Here is a 14,147-nt window from a genome sequence, read left to right on the forward strand (position 1 = left end):
TGGGGCCGTCGACGGGGTAGACCTGACCCATGGGACGAATCACAGCGCGAAAGCCGGTGACCCGCCTGACCGTCGGCGGCGAACCCCGGAAGACCATGGACTTCCTCGCCGTGGAGGAGCCGCTCGAGATCCGTGTCGGCGGGGAGTCGCTCGCCATCACGATGCGGACACCGGGTAACGATTTCGACCTGGCCGCCGGGTTCCTCGTCTCCGAGGGCGTGATCTCGGTGGGCGACGACTTCTTCGGGGCCCGCTACTGCGCCGGCGCGACCGTCGAGGGGCTGAACACCTACAACGTGCTCGACGTCACCCTGGCGCCGGGAGTCCCCGCCCCGGATCCCAGCCTCGCCCGCGCCTTCTACACGACGAGCTCGTGCGGGCTCTGCGGCAAGGCGTCCATCGACGCCGTCCGAACCAAGTCGCAGCACGCCGTCCTGCACGATCCCCTCGTCGTCGACCCGGCGCTGCTCGCGACCTTCCCCGACGCGCTGCGAGCCGGCCAGGACGTCTTCGAGAAGACCGGCGGACTGCACGCGGCCGCGCTCTTCGACGGCCGGACCGGACGGATGCTGATCCTGCGAGAAGACGTCGGCCGTCACAACGCGGTCGACAAGGTGATCGGCTGGGCCGTGAAGGAGAACCTGCTGCCCCTCACCGGCCACGTGCTGATGGTGTCCGGTCGCGCCTCCTTCGAGCTGACCCAGAAGGCCTCGATGGCGGGGATCCCGATGATGGCGGCCGTCTCGGCGCCGTCGTCGCTCGCCGTCGATCTGGCCGAAGAGCTCGGCGTCACGATCGTCGGCTTCCTCCGCGGAGCCAACATGGTCGTCTACTCCCGACCGGATCGCCTCGGCGTGCCGGCCCCCACTTCGGCCTCCGTCCCCGTCCCCCTCACGTCAGGAACCCGCCAGTGACCCAGAAGCCTCCCGTCGACGACGTCTCCGACGACGACCTCGAAGTCGGCGAACCGCGGAGCTGGGCCGCCGGGGTGCCCGGGGTGCTCCACTCGATGGAGCCGGCCATCAAGCAGCTCGGTCTCGTCCGCACCGTCAAGCTCATGACGTCGCTGAACCAGAAGGACGGCTTCGACTGCATGAGCTGCGCCTGGCCCGACCCGGACCACCGCAAGGTCGCCGAGTTCTGCGAGAACGGCGCGAAGGCGGTCACCTGGGAGGCCAACCCGGTGCTGGTGCCGGACGGCTTCTGGGCCGAGCACTCCCTCGACGACCTTCTCGAGAAGTCGGAGTACTGGCTGGGGATGCAGGGGAGGCTCACGAAACCCGTCCACAAGCCCGCGGGCGCGGACCACTACGAGATCGTCAGTTGGGAGCGGGCCTTCGAGATCGTCGGTGCCAAGCTCAACTCGCTCGCCTCTCCCGACGAGGCCTCGTTCTACACGTCGGGGCGGACCTCGAACGAGGCGGCGTTCGCATACCAGCTCTTCGTGCGGGCGTTCGGCACGAACAACCTGCCCGACTGCTCGAACATGTGCCACGAATCCACCGGGCTCGCGATGTCGGAGACGGTCGGCATCGGCAAGTCGACGATCGCCTACGACGACTTCGAGAAGGCCGACCTGATCATCGTGCTCGGCCAGAACCCGGGCACGAACCACCCGCGCATGCTGACCGCCCTCGAAGACGCGAAGAAGAACGGCGCGAAGATCGTCGCCGTCAACCCGCTGCCCGAGGCCGGACTCCGCCGCTACAAGAACCCGCAGACCGCGCGCGGCGTCGTCGGGCGCGGCACCGACATCGCCGACCAGTTCCTCCAGATCCGTCTGGGCGGCGACATGGCCCTCCTCCAGGCGGTCGCCAAGCGGGTGCTCGAGGCGGAGGACCGCGCGCCCGGCACCGTGCTCGACCACGACTTCCTCGCCTCCCACACCGTCGGGCTCGGAGCCTTCCGCGAGCACATCGCGCAGGTCGACGACGACGAGGTGCTGCTGGCCACCGGGCTCGCCCGCACCGAGATCGACGAGCTCGCGAAGCGCTACCTCGAGTCGGACCGGGTCATCATCACCTGGGCGATGGGCATCACGCAGCACCGTAAAGCCGTCGACACGATCAAGGAGATCATCAACCTCCTCCTCCTGCGCGGCAACATCGGCAAGCCGGGGGCGGGCGCGTCGCCCATCCGCGGTCACAGCAACGTGCAGGGCGACCGCACGATGGGCATCTGGGAGCAGATGTCCGACGAGTTCCTGGACGCGCTGCAGGCCGAGTTCCACTTCGACCCGCCGCGGGCGCACGGCGTCGACGCCCTGAAGGGCATCACCGGCATGCAGAAGGGCGAGATCAAGTTCTGGATGGGCATGGGCGGGAACCTCGTCGCCGCGATCTCCGACACGGCTCTGGCCGAGAAGGCCATGCGCGGCACCGAGATGACCGTGCAGGTGTCCACCAAGCTCAACCGCTCGCACGCCGTCGTGGGCGACGAGGCCCTCATCCTCCCCACGATGGGCCGGACGGAGATCGACATCCAGAAGGCCGGCCCGCAGTTCGTCTCCGTCGAAGACACGGTGTGCTCCGTCCACGGCAGCCACGGGCAGGTGCCGCCGGTGGCACCGAACCTGCTGTCCGAGGTCGCCATCGTGAGCCGGCTGGCCCAGGCGACGCTCGGCGACCGCGTTCCGGTCGACTGGCAGTCGTTCGAGGACGACTACGACACCCTCCGCGACCACATCAGCCGCGTCGTGCCGGGCTTCGAGGACTACAGCAGGCGGATCCGGAGCCGAGACGGCTTCGTCCTCCCGAACGGCCCGCGCGACTCCCGGACCTTCCCGACGAAGGTCGGCAAGGCCGTCATCACCGTCAACGAGTTGGAGCACGTGGAGCGCCCGGAAGGGCGACTGCTCCTGCAGACCCTGCGGTCGCACGACCAGTACAACACCACGATCTACAGCCTCAACGACCGCTACCGCGGCATCAAGAAGGGGCGTGAGGTGGTCTTCATCAACCCCGACGACCTCGACGAGCTCGGCCTCGTCGACGGGCAGCACGTCGACGTCTTCACCGAGTGGACCGACGACGTCGAGCGGGTGCTCCGCAACTACCGCGTCGTCTCGTACCCGACCGCTCGGGGCTGCGCCGCGGCCTACTTCCCCGAGGCGAACGTGCTCGTGCCGCTCGACAGCGCCTCCATCGGGAGCAACACGCCGGTCTCGAAGGCGATCCTCGTCCGGGTGGTCGCGGCCACTCCTGCCGGCGAGCCATCGGGCGCCCCGACCGTCCCGGCGGCGATCTGACCGGGATCGGTGGACAAATCGTTTGCTACCTGACAATATTTGTCAGGTAGCGAACGATTTGCGTCGCCGATCCACGAGGAGAGCACCATGCCCACAGAAGAGACCACCGCTCCGTCCACCACCCCACGTCGCATCGCCCTGGTGACGGGTGCCAATCAGGGGGTCGGCAGACAGGTCGCCCTCGAGCTCGCGGCCGCCGGCGTGACCGTGTTCGTCGGATCCCGCGATCTCGCCCGGGGCAAAGCTGCCGCCGCCGAGATCGGCCAGGGCGCGACGGCCCTGCAGATCGACGTCACCGACACCGCCTCCATCGCCCGAGCCGCTGCGACGATCGACGCGACCTACGGCCGCCTCGACCTGCTCGTCAGCAACGCCGGCATCTCGAACGTCGGCGGCGCCGACCGCACGCCCGAGGAGAACGCCGCGTCGTCGAAAGCCAGCACGGCCTCCCTCGACGAGATCCGCGCGGTGTGGGACGTCAACGTGTTCGGAGTCGTCGCGGTCTACCAGGCCATGCTGCCGCTGCTCCGCAAGGGGGTGGATGCCCGGATCGTCACCGTCTCGAGCGGCGTCGGATCGTTGACGGCCAACGCCGACCCGACCTACCCGTACCACTCGATGTTCGGCCCGGTGTACCCGGCGTCCAAGGCGGCCGAGAACGCCATGGCCCTGGCCATGATGGTCGAGCTCGAAGACACCGACATCAAGATCAACCTCGTCTCGCCGGGCTACACGAGCACGGCCCTCAACAACTTCAACGGCACCGACACGATCGAGGAGGGCTCGCGCGAGGTCGTGCGCGTCGCCCTGCTCGGCCCCGACGGCCCGACCGGCACCTTCACCCGCTGGGAGGACACCACGATTCCGTGGTAACCATGTCGGGTGCCTGACGACCGCTCCCCCGCCTCCGAGCCCGAGGCACACCCCTCCGAACCGGTCGACGTCCACGACTCCGTCGGCGCGTGGGCCAAGAAGTACTACCTGACGTCGCGAAGTCTGCTCGAGTCGCGACTGCGCGAGCACGACCTCGGCCCGACGCAGTGGTACGTGCTCTACCAGCTCGTCAACGTGGGCCCGACGATGCAGCGCGACCTCGGTCAGCTCTTGAAGGTCGAGCGGGCGACGATGAGCGGCGTCGTGGCGACTCTCGTCCGCAAGGGCCTGGTCACTCAGACCGCCGGCACGCGCGATCAGCGACAGCGCCTGCTCGAAGTCACCGAAGCGGGGCGCACCCTCTGGCCCACGCTGCCCGACCCGGTGACCGCAGCCCACGCGTTCGCCGACATCGACGAGGCGGACCTGGCCGTCGCGCGACGGGTGCTGCAGAGGGCGACCGGTCGCCTCGCCGAACAGCTCGAGGCCGAAGGCGAGGCGTAGGTCGAGCGCGGGATGCACGGCCCTGCTGTCTTCGGGTCGTGCATCCCCCGGCCCGTCGCCCTCGACGCCGCCGACGCCCGGGCCGCTCCCGTCTCAGGCCGAAGCGCGGTCGCCCGCCGCCTCCGACCACGCGGCCCCCAGCTCGCGGGCCCGTTCGTGCGATGCGGCCAACGAGGCCTCGTACTCGGCCGAGAAGCCGCTGAGCGCCGGGGAGATCGGGGCGAGGGTCCATTCCGGGACGATCGACGTCACGACGAGACCGAGACCGTGCGAGCCGAGCGCGACCTCGAGGGTCGGCAGCAGGAAGTCGAGGCCGTCGCTCGGAGTGCCCGGGCCGTACGAGCCGCCCCGCGGGACGACGACGAGTGCCTCGCGGCCGGCGGCGGAGCCCTCCTGCACGTGCATGGTGCGCCCCACGATCGAGACCTGGTCGAGCCACGCCTTGAAGACAGAGGGCATCGAGTAGTTGTACATCGGCACGGTGAAGAGGTACGCGCTCGCACCGAGGAACTCGTCGACCAGCTCGTCGGCGACGGCCGCCGCCGCGGCCTGCTCCGGAGTCCTCGCCTCGGGCGCCGTCCGCCAGGACATGATGCCGGCCTCGGTGAGGTGCGGAGCGGGGGTCACGGCGAGGTCGCGGTGGACGACGTCGCCCTCGTAGGTCTCGAGGAACGAGGCGGCGACCTTGCGCGAGACCGACCAGTCGGTCAGGGAGGAGGCGTCGATGTGGAGGAGGTAGGACATGAGGCTCTTTTCTCGGGTCATTACTTACGACTTGTTCGTAGGGCCATGATGGGTGAGAATCGGGGGGCGTGCAAAAGGCACATCGGTGTCCGTATCGCACACCGGCCACCCGCCTTGCGCGGCTTCCCGCACCTCCCCGACGAAAGGGCCCTCGTGACCTCCACCGTGCTCGACGAACCGATCGACACCGCTTCCGCGGTGGTCGACGCCTGCGGACGCCTGCCGGTCGAGAACGGGCAGTTCGTGCGGCAGATCCTCGACCGGGTCGGCGACAAATGGACCCTGTTCGTGATCGCCCATCTGCACGACGGCCCCAAGCGCTACACCCACCTGCACGAGCTGGTGCCCGGCATCTCGCAGCGCATGCTCACGCTCACGCTCTCGCAACTGCGCCAAGACGGCATCCTCACGCGAACCGCCTATGCCGAGGTGCCACCGCGGGTCGAGTACGAGCTGACTCCGTTGGGTCTGAGCCTTCTCGATGCCGCTTCGGCTCTGATCGGCTGGGCCTCCACCCACTTCGAGACGATTCGCGAGAACCGCATCCGTGCCGCGGCCGAAGCCGCCGAGCTCGAGGCGGCGGCGGCGACTCGGGCACGGAGGGGGCGCTGATGGTCGGGTTCACCGGATTCGCCAGCCGCCGCGTCGATCCGTCCCTGCCACCGCTGCCGCCGGGCCAGCACTTCGAGCGGGGCTTCCCCGTTCTGACGGCGGGGCCCGACCCGAACATCAAGGTGTGGGAGCTCCAGCTCGCGACCGAGACGGGTCAGCGCTCCTGGAGCTGGGAGGACTTCCTCGCCCTCCCCCAAGAAGACGTCACGACCGACATCCACTGCGTCACCAGTTGGTCGAAGCTCGGCACGCACTGGCGGGGCGTCTCGGTCGACACGTTGTTCGAGGGCCTGCCGACCGAGCATCGATACGCCCTGGCGCGCAGCTACGGCGGCTACACGACGAACCTCCCGCTCGAAGACCTCCTCGGCGGCAAGGCCTGGGTCGTCCACACCTTCGAGGGGGCGCCCCTGTCGAGCGAGCACGGCGGGCCCGCCCGGCTCTTCGTGCCGCACCTGTATTTCTGGAAAAGCGCGAAGTGGCTGCAGGGCATCCAGACCATGGCCACCGATCGGCCCGGCTTCTGGGAGAACTACGGCTACCACAACCACGGCGACCCCTGGAAGGAGGAGCGCTACTCGTGACGACCGAGTGGCGAGCCGCCCGCTGCGTCGCGGCGCGCCCCGAGACGGCCACCGCCCGCACCGTGCGACTCAAGGTCGACGGGGTCGGCGCCGTCGTGCCGGGTCAGCACATCGATATCCGGCTGACAGCCGACGACGGCTACCAGGCGGTGCGCTCGTACTCCCTGTCGGCGACTCCCTCGGGCAGCCCCGCCGGTGCCGGCATCCCCCGCCTCGCTCCTGACGAGGTCGAGATCACCGTCGAAGAACTGCCCGACGGCGAGGTCTCCCCCTACCTCGTGCAGGGGCTCGAGGTCGGCGACGAGGTCGAGGTGCGCGGGCCGATCGGGGGCTGGTTCGTCTGGCGCGACACCGACCCCGGGCCGGTCCAGCTCATCGGCGGCGGATCCGGCGTCGCCCCGCTCCTGGCGATCCTGCGTGCCCGCCTCGCGAGCGGCAGCGACAGCCCGATGCGGCTCCTGTACTCCGTCCGGTCGCCCGAGCAGGTCTACTTCCGAGACGAGATCGCCGGGCTGGCAGAGGGGGCCGAGCCGGGGGATGCCCGGGGCGTCTCCGTCGACGTCGCCTACACCCGCTCCGCCCCGCCCGACTGGCCGCGGCAGCCCGGCCGGCTCACCGCGGCCGACGTGGCGGCTCTCGTCCAGCGGCCATCGGCCGGCGCGATCTACGTCTGCGGCCCGAACGGCTTCGTGCAGCACGTCACCGATCTCCTGCTCGCCCACGGGCACTCGCCCGAGTCGATCCGCACGGAGCGCTTCGGCGGCGTCTGACCCCTGCCCGATTCTGCGACAGCTCGTCTATTCGGGCCTGAGGGCTTCGACCGCGGCTGGATCGGGGCGCGGTGGCCCGGCTTTCGGCGAAACCTTCGCCGTGTCCCCGCCACCGACCCGGTTGCTCCTCTCCGTCAGAGCGACGAGCGCCAGGTGTCGATCGGCCGTCCACGCCACCAGGCGGCCCTTGTGGTCCTTGCTGCGGGAGAGGATCCCCGCCTCGGCGAGCTGAGTCAAGGCGCTCTGCGCGGCGACGAGGGAGACCCCATGACGGTTCGCGACGGACTCGGTGGTGACCACGGGTTCGGAGGCGAGACCCGCGAGAATTCGCAGGACGACCGAATCGCGACGGGGCACTGCAGGAGACAGACCTTGCGACGACCGAAATCCGATGAGCCGCGCGATGGCATCGTCGTCAACACGGGCGATGTCGTCGGACAATCGCAGGGCGTTTGCAGCGGCCAGCTCGGTCGCCTCGGCGAATCGCAGGACCCAGTCGTCGACACGGCCCTGCCGGTAGGCCGTGAGGCCGGCGATGTACGAGTCGACGTCGCCGGCGAAAACGGTGCTGATCGGTACCAGGATGTGGCGCAGGGCATCCGCCCTCTTGAGCACGGTGTGGATGAGAGCACGGCCCGTGCGGCCGTTGCCGTCGATGAACGGGTGGATCGTCTCGAACTGGGCGTGCGCGATGGCGGCCCGGACGATGGGATTGCCGGTGCTGACCGACACGAAGTCGGCGAGGTTCGTGAGCAGACGCCGGACCTCGCCTTCGGGAGGCGGGACGAAGTCGGCCCGAAGCGGAGACCAGCCGCTGCCTCCGACCCAGTTCTGCTCCTGACGGATCCCGAAACCGATGGACGGCTCGATGACATGCTGCAGGCGCTCGATGTCTTCGAGCGAGACCTCGCGCTCGTTGTCGGCGAGCGTTTCGATGGCCGCCTCGGTGGCGCGCACGTTCGCCACGACGTCCAAGGCGACTCGATTGCCTTGCTGCAGGAGCTCGGCGATGGCGAGCTTCTTGGGCGTGACCCGGTTGCCCTCGATCCAGGACGACGAGATGCTCTCGGACCGGATCAGCAGGTGATTGAGGAAGCCGCCCCGGACACCGATGCGCTCGTCGGCCCGGGCGAGGACCGCGAGCGCATCGCTTGCCGAGTCCGACACGTCGGGCGGGAGAGCGGGGAGATCGCGCGGAAGCTCGTCGGGTACGTAGGCCCGGTAGCGACCTGGCGTGCGGTCTTTTCGGCTGAGGTGGCCGGAGTCTTCGGGATTCCACAGCAGATCGACGTAGTACATGCGCGCCGCCTCACGGTCGATCTCTCGGACGCGAACAACTTTAGCCCATCTAAAGTTGGTTTTCGTTCGACCCGACCAAGGTTAGGGCGACCCGATCGTCTCGCATCAGGGCGTCAGTACTCGCCCTTGATCACGAAGTACGAGCCACGGATCGTGCCGGCGAGCTTGGACTTCTGCCGTGCGAACTTGAAGCGCGACTCGAGCTCGGCGGGCACCTCCATGCCGTCCGACAGCTTGAAGCCCACCGCACGCTTGCCTCCGTCCTCGACGGCGTACATCACGTTGATGGACAGCCCCGACTCGTAGAACACGTATGTCATGCGCAGACCCTCGACCTCGAAGTCGGTCGCCTCGAGGGGGGTCGATTCGATCACGATGTCGCGCTCGTCCTTCAGCACTCGGGCGACGCGCTCGACGGCCTCGGGCGCCTCGGCGGCGGGGGTGGTCGTGAACACGTGGTCGTACTTGGTCTTGTAGTACCGAGCCTCGTTCGCACGGAGGCCCGCGAGCGTCTCCGCGACCGGGGACGATTCGAGGCCGGTCGTGGAGACGTTCACGAAATCGACGGTGTACGGCATGGGGACTCCTGTCTGCGCTGGTAGTGACGAACGTAGCGCAGACCGATTCCCCCGGGAGTCCGTCGATTCTCCGCGGATCGCCGTCAGGAGAGCGAGGCCACCGCCCGCGCGAGACGCACCGCCGCCTCCTGCAGCTTCGCCGCGTCGACGTGCCCGTAGGCGAGACGGAGGTGTCGGTCGGCGTCCGTGCCGGGCCCCGACGGGAAGAAGCTGCCGCGCTGGTACTCGACGCCCTCCCGCGACGCCGCTGCGGCGAGCGCGTCGGCGTCGAGGGAGTCGTCGGTGAGCTTCGGCCAGAGGAAGAGTCCGCCGCCCGGCACGGTGACCTCGAACGCTCCGGGAGCCGATGCCTCGAGGGCGTTGGCGAGGGTCTCGGCACGGGTCCGGTAGAGCGCCCGCGCCCGGTCGAGCGTCCGGTCGAACAGGCCGGCGTCGGACGTGACCAGCTCGCCGATGACGGCTTGGACGAAAGTCGAGCTGTGCGAGTCCTGACGGCTCCGGAGGGCGACGACGTCGGCGCTGAAGCGCTCGGGCACCACGATCCATCCGAGGCGCAGGCCCGGTCCGAGGGTCTTGGTGAAGGTGTTCACGTGGACGACGTGCTCGGAGAGGTTGAACGCATCGACGGGCTCGGGGGCGTCCCCGTACCAGAGCTCGCGGTAGGGGTTGTCGGCGAACACGACGAAGTCGTACGCCTCGGCGAGCGCGACCAGGCGATGGCGGTCCGCCGCGGAGAGCGAGCCCTGGGTCGGGTTGTGGAAGTCCGGCACCGTGTAGAGGGCGGCCGGGCGGGCGCCGTCCTCGAGGGTGCGCTCCAGGGCGTCGAGGTCGATGCCGTGGGGTCCGACGGGAATGGGCAGCGCGCGTCCGTCGGCGAGCTCGAGACCGCGGAGGAACAGCGGGAAGATCGGGTTGTCGACGGCGACGAGGTCACCGCGTTCGAGGACGACCTGGATGGCGAGCGAGAGTCCGTGGAACCCGCCGTTCGTGACGATGATCCGCTCGACGGGCACGCCTTCGCGCTCCGCGATCCACTCGCGGAGCGGCGAGATGCCGGCGGTGCGCGAGTACTGCAGCGAAGGCAGCCCCGGCACCGAGAGGACCCGACGGGTGGCTTCGGCGAGGGCGTCCGCCGGCAGGACCGACGGGTCGGGGATCCCGCCGAGCAGTTCGATGGCATCGGGCCGGGGGTCGCGGAGCGTCTGGTCGCCGAAGCCCTTGGGGACGGTGAACGCCTCGATGAGGGCGGGCTTGGTGCGGGTGGATCGGGGTGCGGCGATGGTCATTCTCTGCTCCTGGAAGGGGGGATGCGAAGGGGATCGGAGAGACGGGGGATGCGCTCAGTCCGCGGACGGGACGGCGTCGAGCAGCGCTCGGGTGTAGTCGTGCTCGGGGTTCGAGAAGATCCGTTCGACGGAGCCGCTCTCGACCACCTGCCCGCGGCGGAGGACCGTGACGGTGTCGGCGATCTGCCGGACGAGGGCGAGGTCGTGCGAGACGAACAGGTAGGTCAGGCCCCGTTCGCGCTGCAGGTGCGTGAGCAGCTCGATGATTCCGGCCTGCACGGTCACGTCGAGGGCCGACGTCGGCTCGTCCAGGACCACGACCTCGGGCTTCAACGCCAGCGCTCGCGCGATCGCGACGCGTTGCCGCTGGCCGCCGGAGAGATCCGTCGGGCGCCGGTTCAGGTAGCGCTCGTCGAGCCCCACGGCGTCCAGGGCCTCGCGGACCCGCTCGCGCCGCGAGGCACGGTCGCCGACCCGGAAGCGTTCGAGGGGCTCGCCGACGATGCGACGCACCTGCCAGGACGGGTCGAGGGAGGTGAAGGGGTTCTGGTACACGAGCTGCAACTGACGGCGGACGCGACGGAGGTCCGCCTTCGAGCGCCCGTGCACCCGGGTGCCGTCGACCGAGATCGAGCCGCCGTCGGGGCTTTCGAGGCCCAGCAGCATGCGCACGGTCGTGGTCTTGCCCGAACCGGACTCCCCCACGAGCGCGTGGGTGGTGCCGGCTGCCACGGAGAACGAGACTCCGTCGACCGCGCGGACGGAACCGTAGTGGCGGGAGACCTCGGAGACGTGGATGCGCGCCGGGGCCGAGCCGTGCATCCCACCCTCTGTCTCGCCCTCGGGGCGGTTCGGGCGCTCGGCGGTGCCGACCCGATACCGATCGGGGTTCAGGGCGGGCACGTCGGCTCGCAGGAGTCGGGCGTACTCCGACTTCGGGGTGGTGAAGACCTCGCGCGAGGGTCCGGACTCCTCGACCCGGCCGTCGCGCAGCACCACGAGCGACTCGGCCCGCTCGGCGGCGATGGCGAGGTCGTGGGTGATCAGGAGGAGACCGATGTTCCGCTCGGTGCGAAGCGTGTCGAGGAGGTCTAGGATGCGCTTCTGGATCGTGACGTCGAGGGCCGATGTCGGCTCGTCGGCGACGATCAGGGCGGGCTCCGGCAGCACCGTCAGTCCGATGAGGACTCGCTGGAGCATCCCACCGGAGAGCTGGTGCGGGTAGGAGTCGTACACGCGCTGCGGGTCGGTGAGGCCGACCTGCTCGAACACCGCGAAGATCGCCTGCCGGCGCACGGCCGCATCCGTCTCGCCCGTCAGAGCCGCGGCCTCGTGGGCCTGCGAACCGATGGTGCGGACCGGGTTGAGTGCGGTGGCCGGATCCTGCGGGATGAATCCCAGCCGGCGGCCCCGGAGCGGACGGAATCGACGCTCCGACAGGGCGAGGATCTCGGCGCCGTCGAAGTCGACTTCGCCGCCGACTCGAGACCCCGGAGTCGGCAGGAGTCCGAGGACGGCTTTCGCGATCGTCGACTTGCCCGAGCCCGACTCCCCGATCAAGGCGACGGCCCGGCCTGCGGCGACCGAGAAGTCGACGCCGCGGACGACCTGGGTGTCTCCGTACGAGACGGTGAGTCCGCGCACCTCGAGCAGAGGGGCGGTGCCGTCGCTCGCCCGAGCCACGGCGGACGGGGCGGTGATCGTATCGAGTGTCGTCATGGTCATCCGGCCTTTCGAAGCCAACGGGAGATGCGGTTGATCGACAGGACCGTGACCACGATCACGATCGCCGGGGCGAACACGAGCCACGGGGCCGTCGGATACGTCTTTCCCGATGCCACCAAGAGGCCCCAGTCGGAGGCCGGGGGCGGGTCGCCGTAGCCGAGGAAGGCCAGGGACGCGATAACGAGGATCGACGTGCCGAAGTTGAGCACGGCCAGCGCCAGCACCGACTTGTACGCGTTCGGGAGGATGTGCCGGAAGAGCACGTGGAGGCCCGACCCGCCCTCGAGGTACGAGGCCTCGACGTAGGTCGACTTGCGCGTCTTGAGCGTCTCCGCCCGCATCAGCCGTGCGAAGGCGGCGACCGCCGTGATGCCGGTCGCGACCGCCGCATTGATCGTGTGGAACCCGAGCGACGACACGATGACCACGGCGAGCAGGAAGCCGGGGATCGCGAGCAGCACGTCGACGACGCGGCCGAGCACCACGTCGACGGCGCCCCGCAGGAAGCCGCTGACGAGTCCGATCAGCCCGCCCACGACGAGTCCGATCAGCACGGCGACGAGCGCGCTCGTGACCGACGACGCCGTGCCGTGCACGACTCGCGAGTAGAGGTCACGGCCCAGGTAGTCGGTGCCGAACCAGTGCGCGGCACTCGGCCCCACGAGCTTCTCGGCCGTGTCGCCGCTCACCTTGCTCTGCGAGGTGAACAGCTCGGGGAAGAGCGTCCAGAGCAGCACCACGGCGAGCACCGCGAACGAGAGCAGCACGGTCGGCGGCACCGACAGCCCCACCCGCCGGCGGGCAGCCGGGGCCGACTTCGGCAGGCGGATCAGCACGTCGGCGCTCATGCGGAGGCCCCTTGCGACGACGGCTGCGCCGGTTGCGGCGGTTGCGACGGCTTCGAAGGCCTCGCTGGTTTCGATGGCTTCGAAGGACGAGGGGCGCGGGATGCGCGGGCCGGGCTCCGGATCTCGACCCGCGGGTCGACGAGCGGCGAGACCAGGTCGGCCAGCAGGTTGACCAGCACGAACACGACCGCGGCCAGCGACACGACCGCCTGCAGCACCGGGACGTCCTGCGTCGTCACCGCCTTCTGCACCACGGTGCCGATGCCGTCCCGACCGTAGATCGTCTCGGTGATGACCGAGCCGCCGAGCAGCTCGCCCACGATGAGGGCGACCATCGTCACGGCCGGAAGGAGCGACGGCTTCACGAGGTGCCGGGCGAACAGGGCCACCGGTGCGAGCCCTCGTGACTTCGCGACCAGGGCGTACTCCTGCTTCGACTCGTGGTCGAGGTTGGCGATGAACACCTCCGCCAGGGGCGCCGAGACCGGGATCGCCAGGGTCAGCGCCGCGAAGAGCGTCGCCACGAGTCCGTCCGGATCGATCACCGAGAAGGTGTGCAGCCGGAAGGAGAAGAACGAGATGAGCACCAGACCGATGACGAAGTTCGGCACCGACAGGAAGAACGACGGCACCGAGCGCAGCGTCTGGCGGACCCGCGCCCCGGGTGCGTACTGCGAGCCGTACGCGATCCCGAGGGCGAGGACCACCGAGAAGAGCAGCGCGGTGCCGGCGAGCACGAGCGTCGAGGGCACGGCGTCGCCGATCACCTGCGTGACCGGCAGGTTCGACTGCAGCGAGTAGCCGAGCTGGCCGACGACGAAGCGCGAGAGCGACAGCGCGAGCTGGATCAGTACCGGCTGGTTCAGCCCGTAGTAGACGACGATCTTGTGGATGTCGGCCTCGGTGAGCCCGCTCTGCGGGTCGCGCAGCAGGTTCGTGACGGGGTCTCCCGGCAGGACGCTGACCACCACGAAGATGAGCACGTACGCCAGCAGGATCACGATGGCCGCCTGGGCAAGGCGCAGCAGGAGATACCCGAGGTATCCCCGGCGCGCTCCGGTCCGGTCGCTCATGGTT

General features: G+C 69.5%; 14 protein-coding genes. 7 read left to right on the plus strand and 7 right to left on the minus strand.

Annotated elements, in window-relative coordinates; genetic code table 11:
• Nucleotides 1-29: 29 nt before the first annotated feature.
• The 4 genes from fdhD to ABEA39_RS06675 all read left to right on the plus strand — a co-directional run bounded on the left by fdhD (nt 30) and on the right by ABEA39_RS06675 (nt 4,624).
• Entirely contained in the window at nt 30-914 is an 885-nt protein-coding gene (gene fdhD / locus ABEA39_RS06660; protein ID WP_345374615.1) for a formate dehydrogenase accessory sulfurtransferase FdhD, read from the plus strand.
• Complete coding sequence (locus ABEA39_RS06665) at nt 911-3,247, plus strand: FdhF/YdeP family oxidoreductase (RefSeq protein ID WP_345374618.1); 2,337 nt, start codon at nt 911-913, stop codon at nt 3,245-3,247. The genes fdhD and ABEA39_RS06665 overlap by 4 nt, the downstream gene beginning before the upstream one ends.
• Nucleotides 3,248-3,334: 87 nt before the next feature.
• On the plus strand, nt 3,335-4,120 hold the full coding sequence (locus ABEA39_RS06670) for an SDR family NAD(P)-dependent oxidoreductase (RefSeq protein ID WP_345374621.1): 786 nt from the start codon (nt 3,335-3,337) through the stop codon (nt 4,118-4,120).
• 9 nt (nt 4,121-4,129) lie between these two features.
• On the plus strand, nt 4,130-4,624 hold the full coding sequence (locus ABEA39_RS06675) for a MarR family winged helix-turn-helix transcriptional regulator (protein WP_345374623.1): 495 nt from the start codon (nt 4,130-4,132) through the stop codon (nt 4,622-4,624).
• A 93-nt stretch (nt 4,625-4,717) separates the two neighbouring features.
• Here the strand turns inward: ABEA39_RS06675 and ABEA39_RS06680 are convergent, their stop codons facing one another.
• Entirely contained in the window at nt 4,718-5,389 is a 672-nt protein-coding gene (locus ABEA39_RS06680) for an FMN-dependent NADH-azoreductase (protein WP_345374626.1), read from the minus strand.
• A 132-nt stretch (nt 5,390-5,521) separates the two neighbouring features.
• Between ABEA39_RS06680 and ABEA39_RS06685 the strand changes: the two genes are divergently transcribed.
• Genes ABEA39_RS06685 through ABEA39_RS06695 form a run of 3 tightly spaced genes read left to right on the plus strand, consistent with a single transcriptional unit; the run spans nt 5,522 to nt 7,334 of the window.
• Entirely contained in the window at nt 5,522-5,980 is a 459-nt protein-coding gene (locus tag ABEA39_RS06685; RefSeq protein ID WP_345374629.1) for a winged helix-turn-helix transcriptional regulator, read from the plus strand.
• The gene (locus tag ABEA39_RS06690; protein ID WP_345374633.1) at nt 5,980-6,564 is read left to right on the plus strand and encodes a molybdopterin-dependent oxidoreductase; all 585 of its coding nucleotides are present in this window, start codon (nt 5,980-5,982) and stop codon (nt 6,562-6,564) included. The genes ABEA39_RS06685 and ABEA39_RS06690 overlap by 1 nt, the downstream gene beginning before the upstream one ends.
• Nucleotides 6,561-7,334 carry a ferredoxin reductase gene (locus tag ABEA39_RS06695; protein WP_345374635.1) on the plus strand — a complete coding sequence of 258 codons (774 nt, stop codon included), beginning with the start codon at nt 6,561-6,563 and terminating at the stop codon, nt 7,332-7,334. The genes ABEA39_RS06690 and ABEA39_RS06695 overlap by 4 nt, the downstream gene beginning before the upstream one ends.
• Nucleotides 7,335-7,361: 27 nt before the next feature.
• Here ABEA39_RS06695 and ABEA39_RS06700 read toward each other — a convergent pair whose 3' ends face one another.
• The 6 genes from ABEA39_RS06700 to ABEA39_RS06725 form a co-directional block, all read right to left on the minus strand.
• Nucleotides 7,362-8,633: a Fic family protein gene (locus tag ABEA39_RS06700; RefSeq protein ID WP_345374637.1), complete on the minus strand. Its 1,272-nt coding sequence runs from the start codon at nt 8,631-8,633 to the stop codon at nt 7,362-7,364.
• Nucleotides 8,634-8,746: 113 nt separating this feature from the next.
• Nucleotides 8,747-9,211 carry a phage tail protein gene (locus ABEA39_RS06705; RefSeq protein WP_345374639.1) on the minus strand — a complete coding sequence of 155 codons (465 nt, stop codon included), beginning with the start codon at nt 9,209-9,211 and terminating at the stop codon, nt 8,747-8,749.
• A gap of 83 nt (nt 9,212-9,294) precedes the next feature.
• Nucleotides 9,295-10,497 (minus strand): aminotransferase-like domain-containing protein, encoded by a 1,203-nt coding sequence (locus tag ABEA39_RS06710; RefSeq protein ID WP_345374641.1) that lies wholly within the window; start codon nt 10,495-10,497, stop codon nt 9,295-9,297.
• 54 nt (nt 10,498-10,551) lie between these two features.
• A complete protein-coding gene (locus tag ABEA39_RS06715; RefSeq protein ID WP_345374643.1) occupies nt 10,552-12,222 on the minus strand; it encodes an ABC transporter ATP-binding protein in 1,671 nt (556 codons plus the stop codon).
• Nucleotides 12,219-13,070 carry an ABC transporter permease gene (locus ABEA39_RS06720; protein ID WP_345374645.1) on the minus strand — a complete coding sequence of 284 codons (852 nt, stop codon included), beginning with the start codon at nt 13,068-13,070 and terminating at the stop codon, nt 12,219-12,221. The genes ABEA39_RS06715 and ABEA39_RS06720 overlap by 4 nt, the downstream gene beginning before the upstream one ends.
• Nucleotides 13,067-14,143 (minus strand): ABC transporter permease, encoded by a 1,077-nt coding sequence (locus ABEA39_RS06725; protein ID WP_345374647.1) that lies wholly within the window; start codon nt 14,141-14,143, stop codon nt 13,067-13,069. Before ABEA39_RS06725 ends, ABEA39_RS06720 begins: the two co-directional genes overlap by 4 nt.
• Nucleotides 14,144-14,147 lie beyond the last annotated feature (4 nt).

Origin of the sequence: Frondihabitans cladoniiphilus (genome assembly GCF_039544345.1) — a bacterium.
Lineage (GTDB): Bacteria > Actinomycetota > Actinomycetes > Actinomycetales > Microbacteriaceae > Frondihabitans > Frondihabitans cladoniiphilus.

Excerpts from the sequence above, each read along its gene's own strand:
- fdhD (WP_345374615.1), top strand. The coding sequence starts at position 30 with ATGGGACGAATCACAGCGCGAAAGCCGGTGACCCGCCTGACCGTCGGC.
- ABEA39_RS06670 (WP_345374621.1), top strand. The coding sequence starts at position 3,335 with ATGCCCACAGAAGAGACCACCGCTCCGTCCACCACCCCACGTCGCATC.
- ABEA39_RS06680 (WP_345374626.1), bottom strand. The coding sequence starts at position 5,389 with ATGACCCGAGAAAAGAGCCTCATGTCCTACCTCCTCCACATCGACGCC.
- ABEA39_RS06690 (WP_345374633.1), top strand. The coding sequence starts at position 5,980 with ATGGTCGGGTTCACCGGATTCGCCAGCCGCCGCGTCGATCCGTCCCTG.
- ABEA39_RS06700 (WP_345374637.1), bottom strand. The coding sequence starts at position 8,633 with ATGTACTACGTCGATCTGCTGTGGAATCCCGAAGACTCCGGCCACCTC.
- ABEA39_RS06705 (WP_345374639.1), bottom strand. The coding sequence starts at position 9,211 with ATGCCGTACACCGTCGATTTCGTGAACGTCTCCACGACCGGCCTCGAA.
- ABEA39_RS06710 (WP_345374641.1), bottom strand. The coding sequence starts at position 10,497 with ATGACCATCGCCGCACCCCGATCCACCCGCACCAAGCCCGCCCTCATC.
- ABEA39_RS06715 (WP_345374643.1), bottom strand. The coding sequence starts at position 12,222 with ATGACCATGACGACACTCGATACGATCACCGCCCCGTCCGCCGTGGCT.
- ABEA39_RS06720 (WP_345374645.1), bottom strand. The coding sequence starts at position 13,070 with ATGAGCGCCGACGTGCTGATCCGCCTGCCGAAGTCGGCCCCGGCTGCC.
- ABEA39_RS06725 (WP_345374647.1), bottom strand. The coding sequence starts at position 14,143 with ATGAGCGACCGGACCGGAGCGCGCCGGGGATACCTCGGGTATCTCCTG.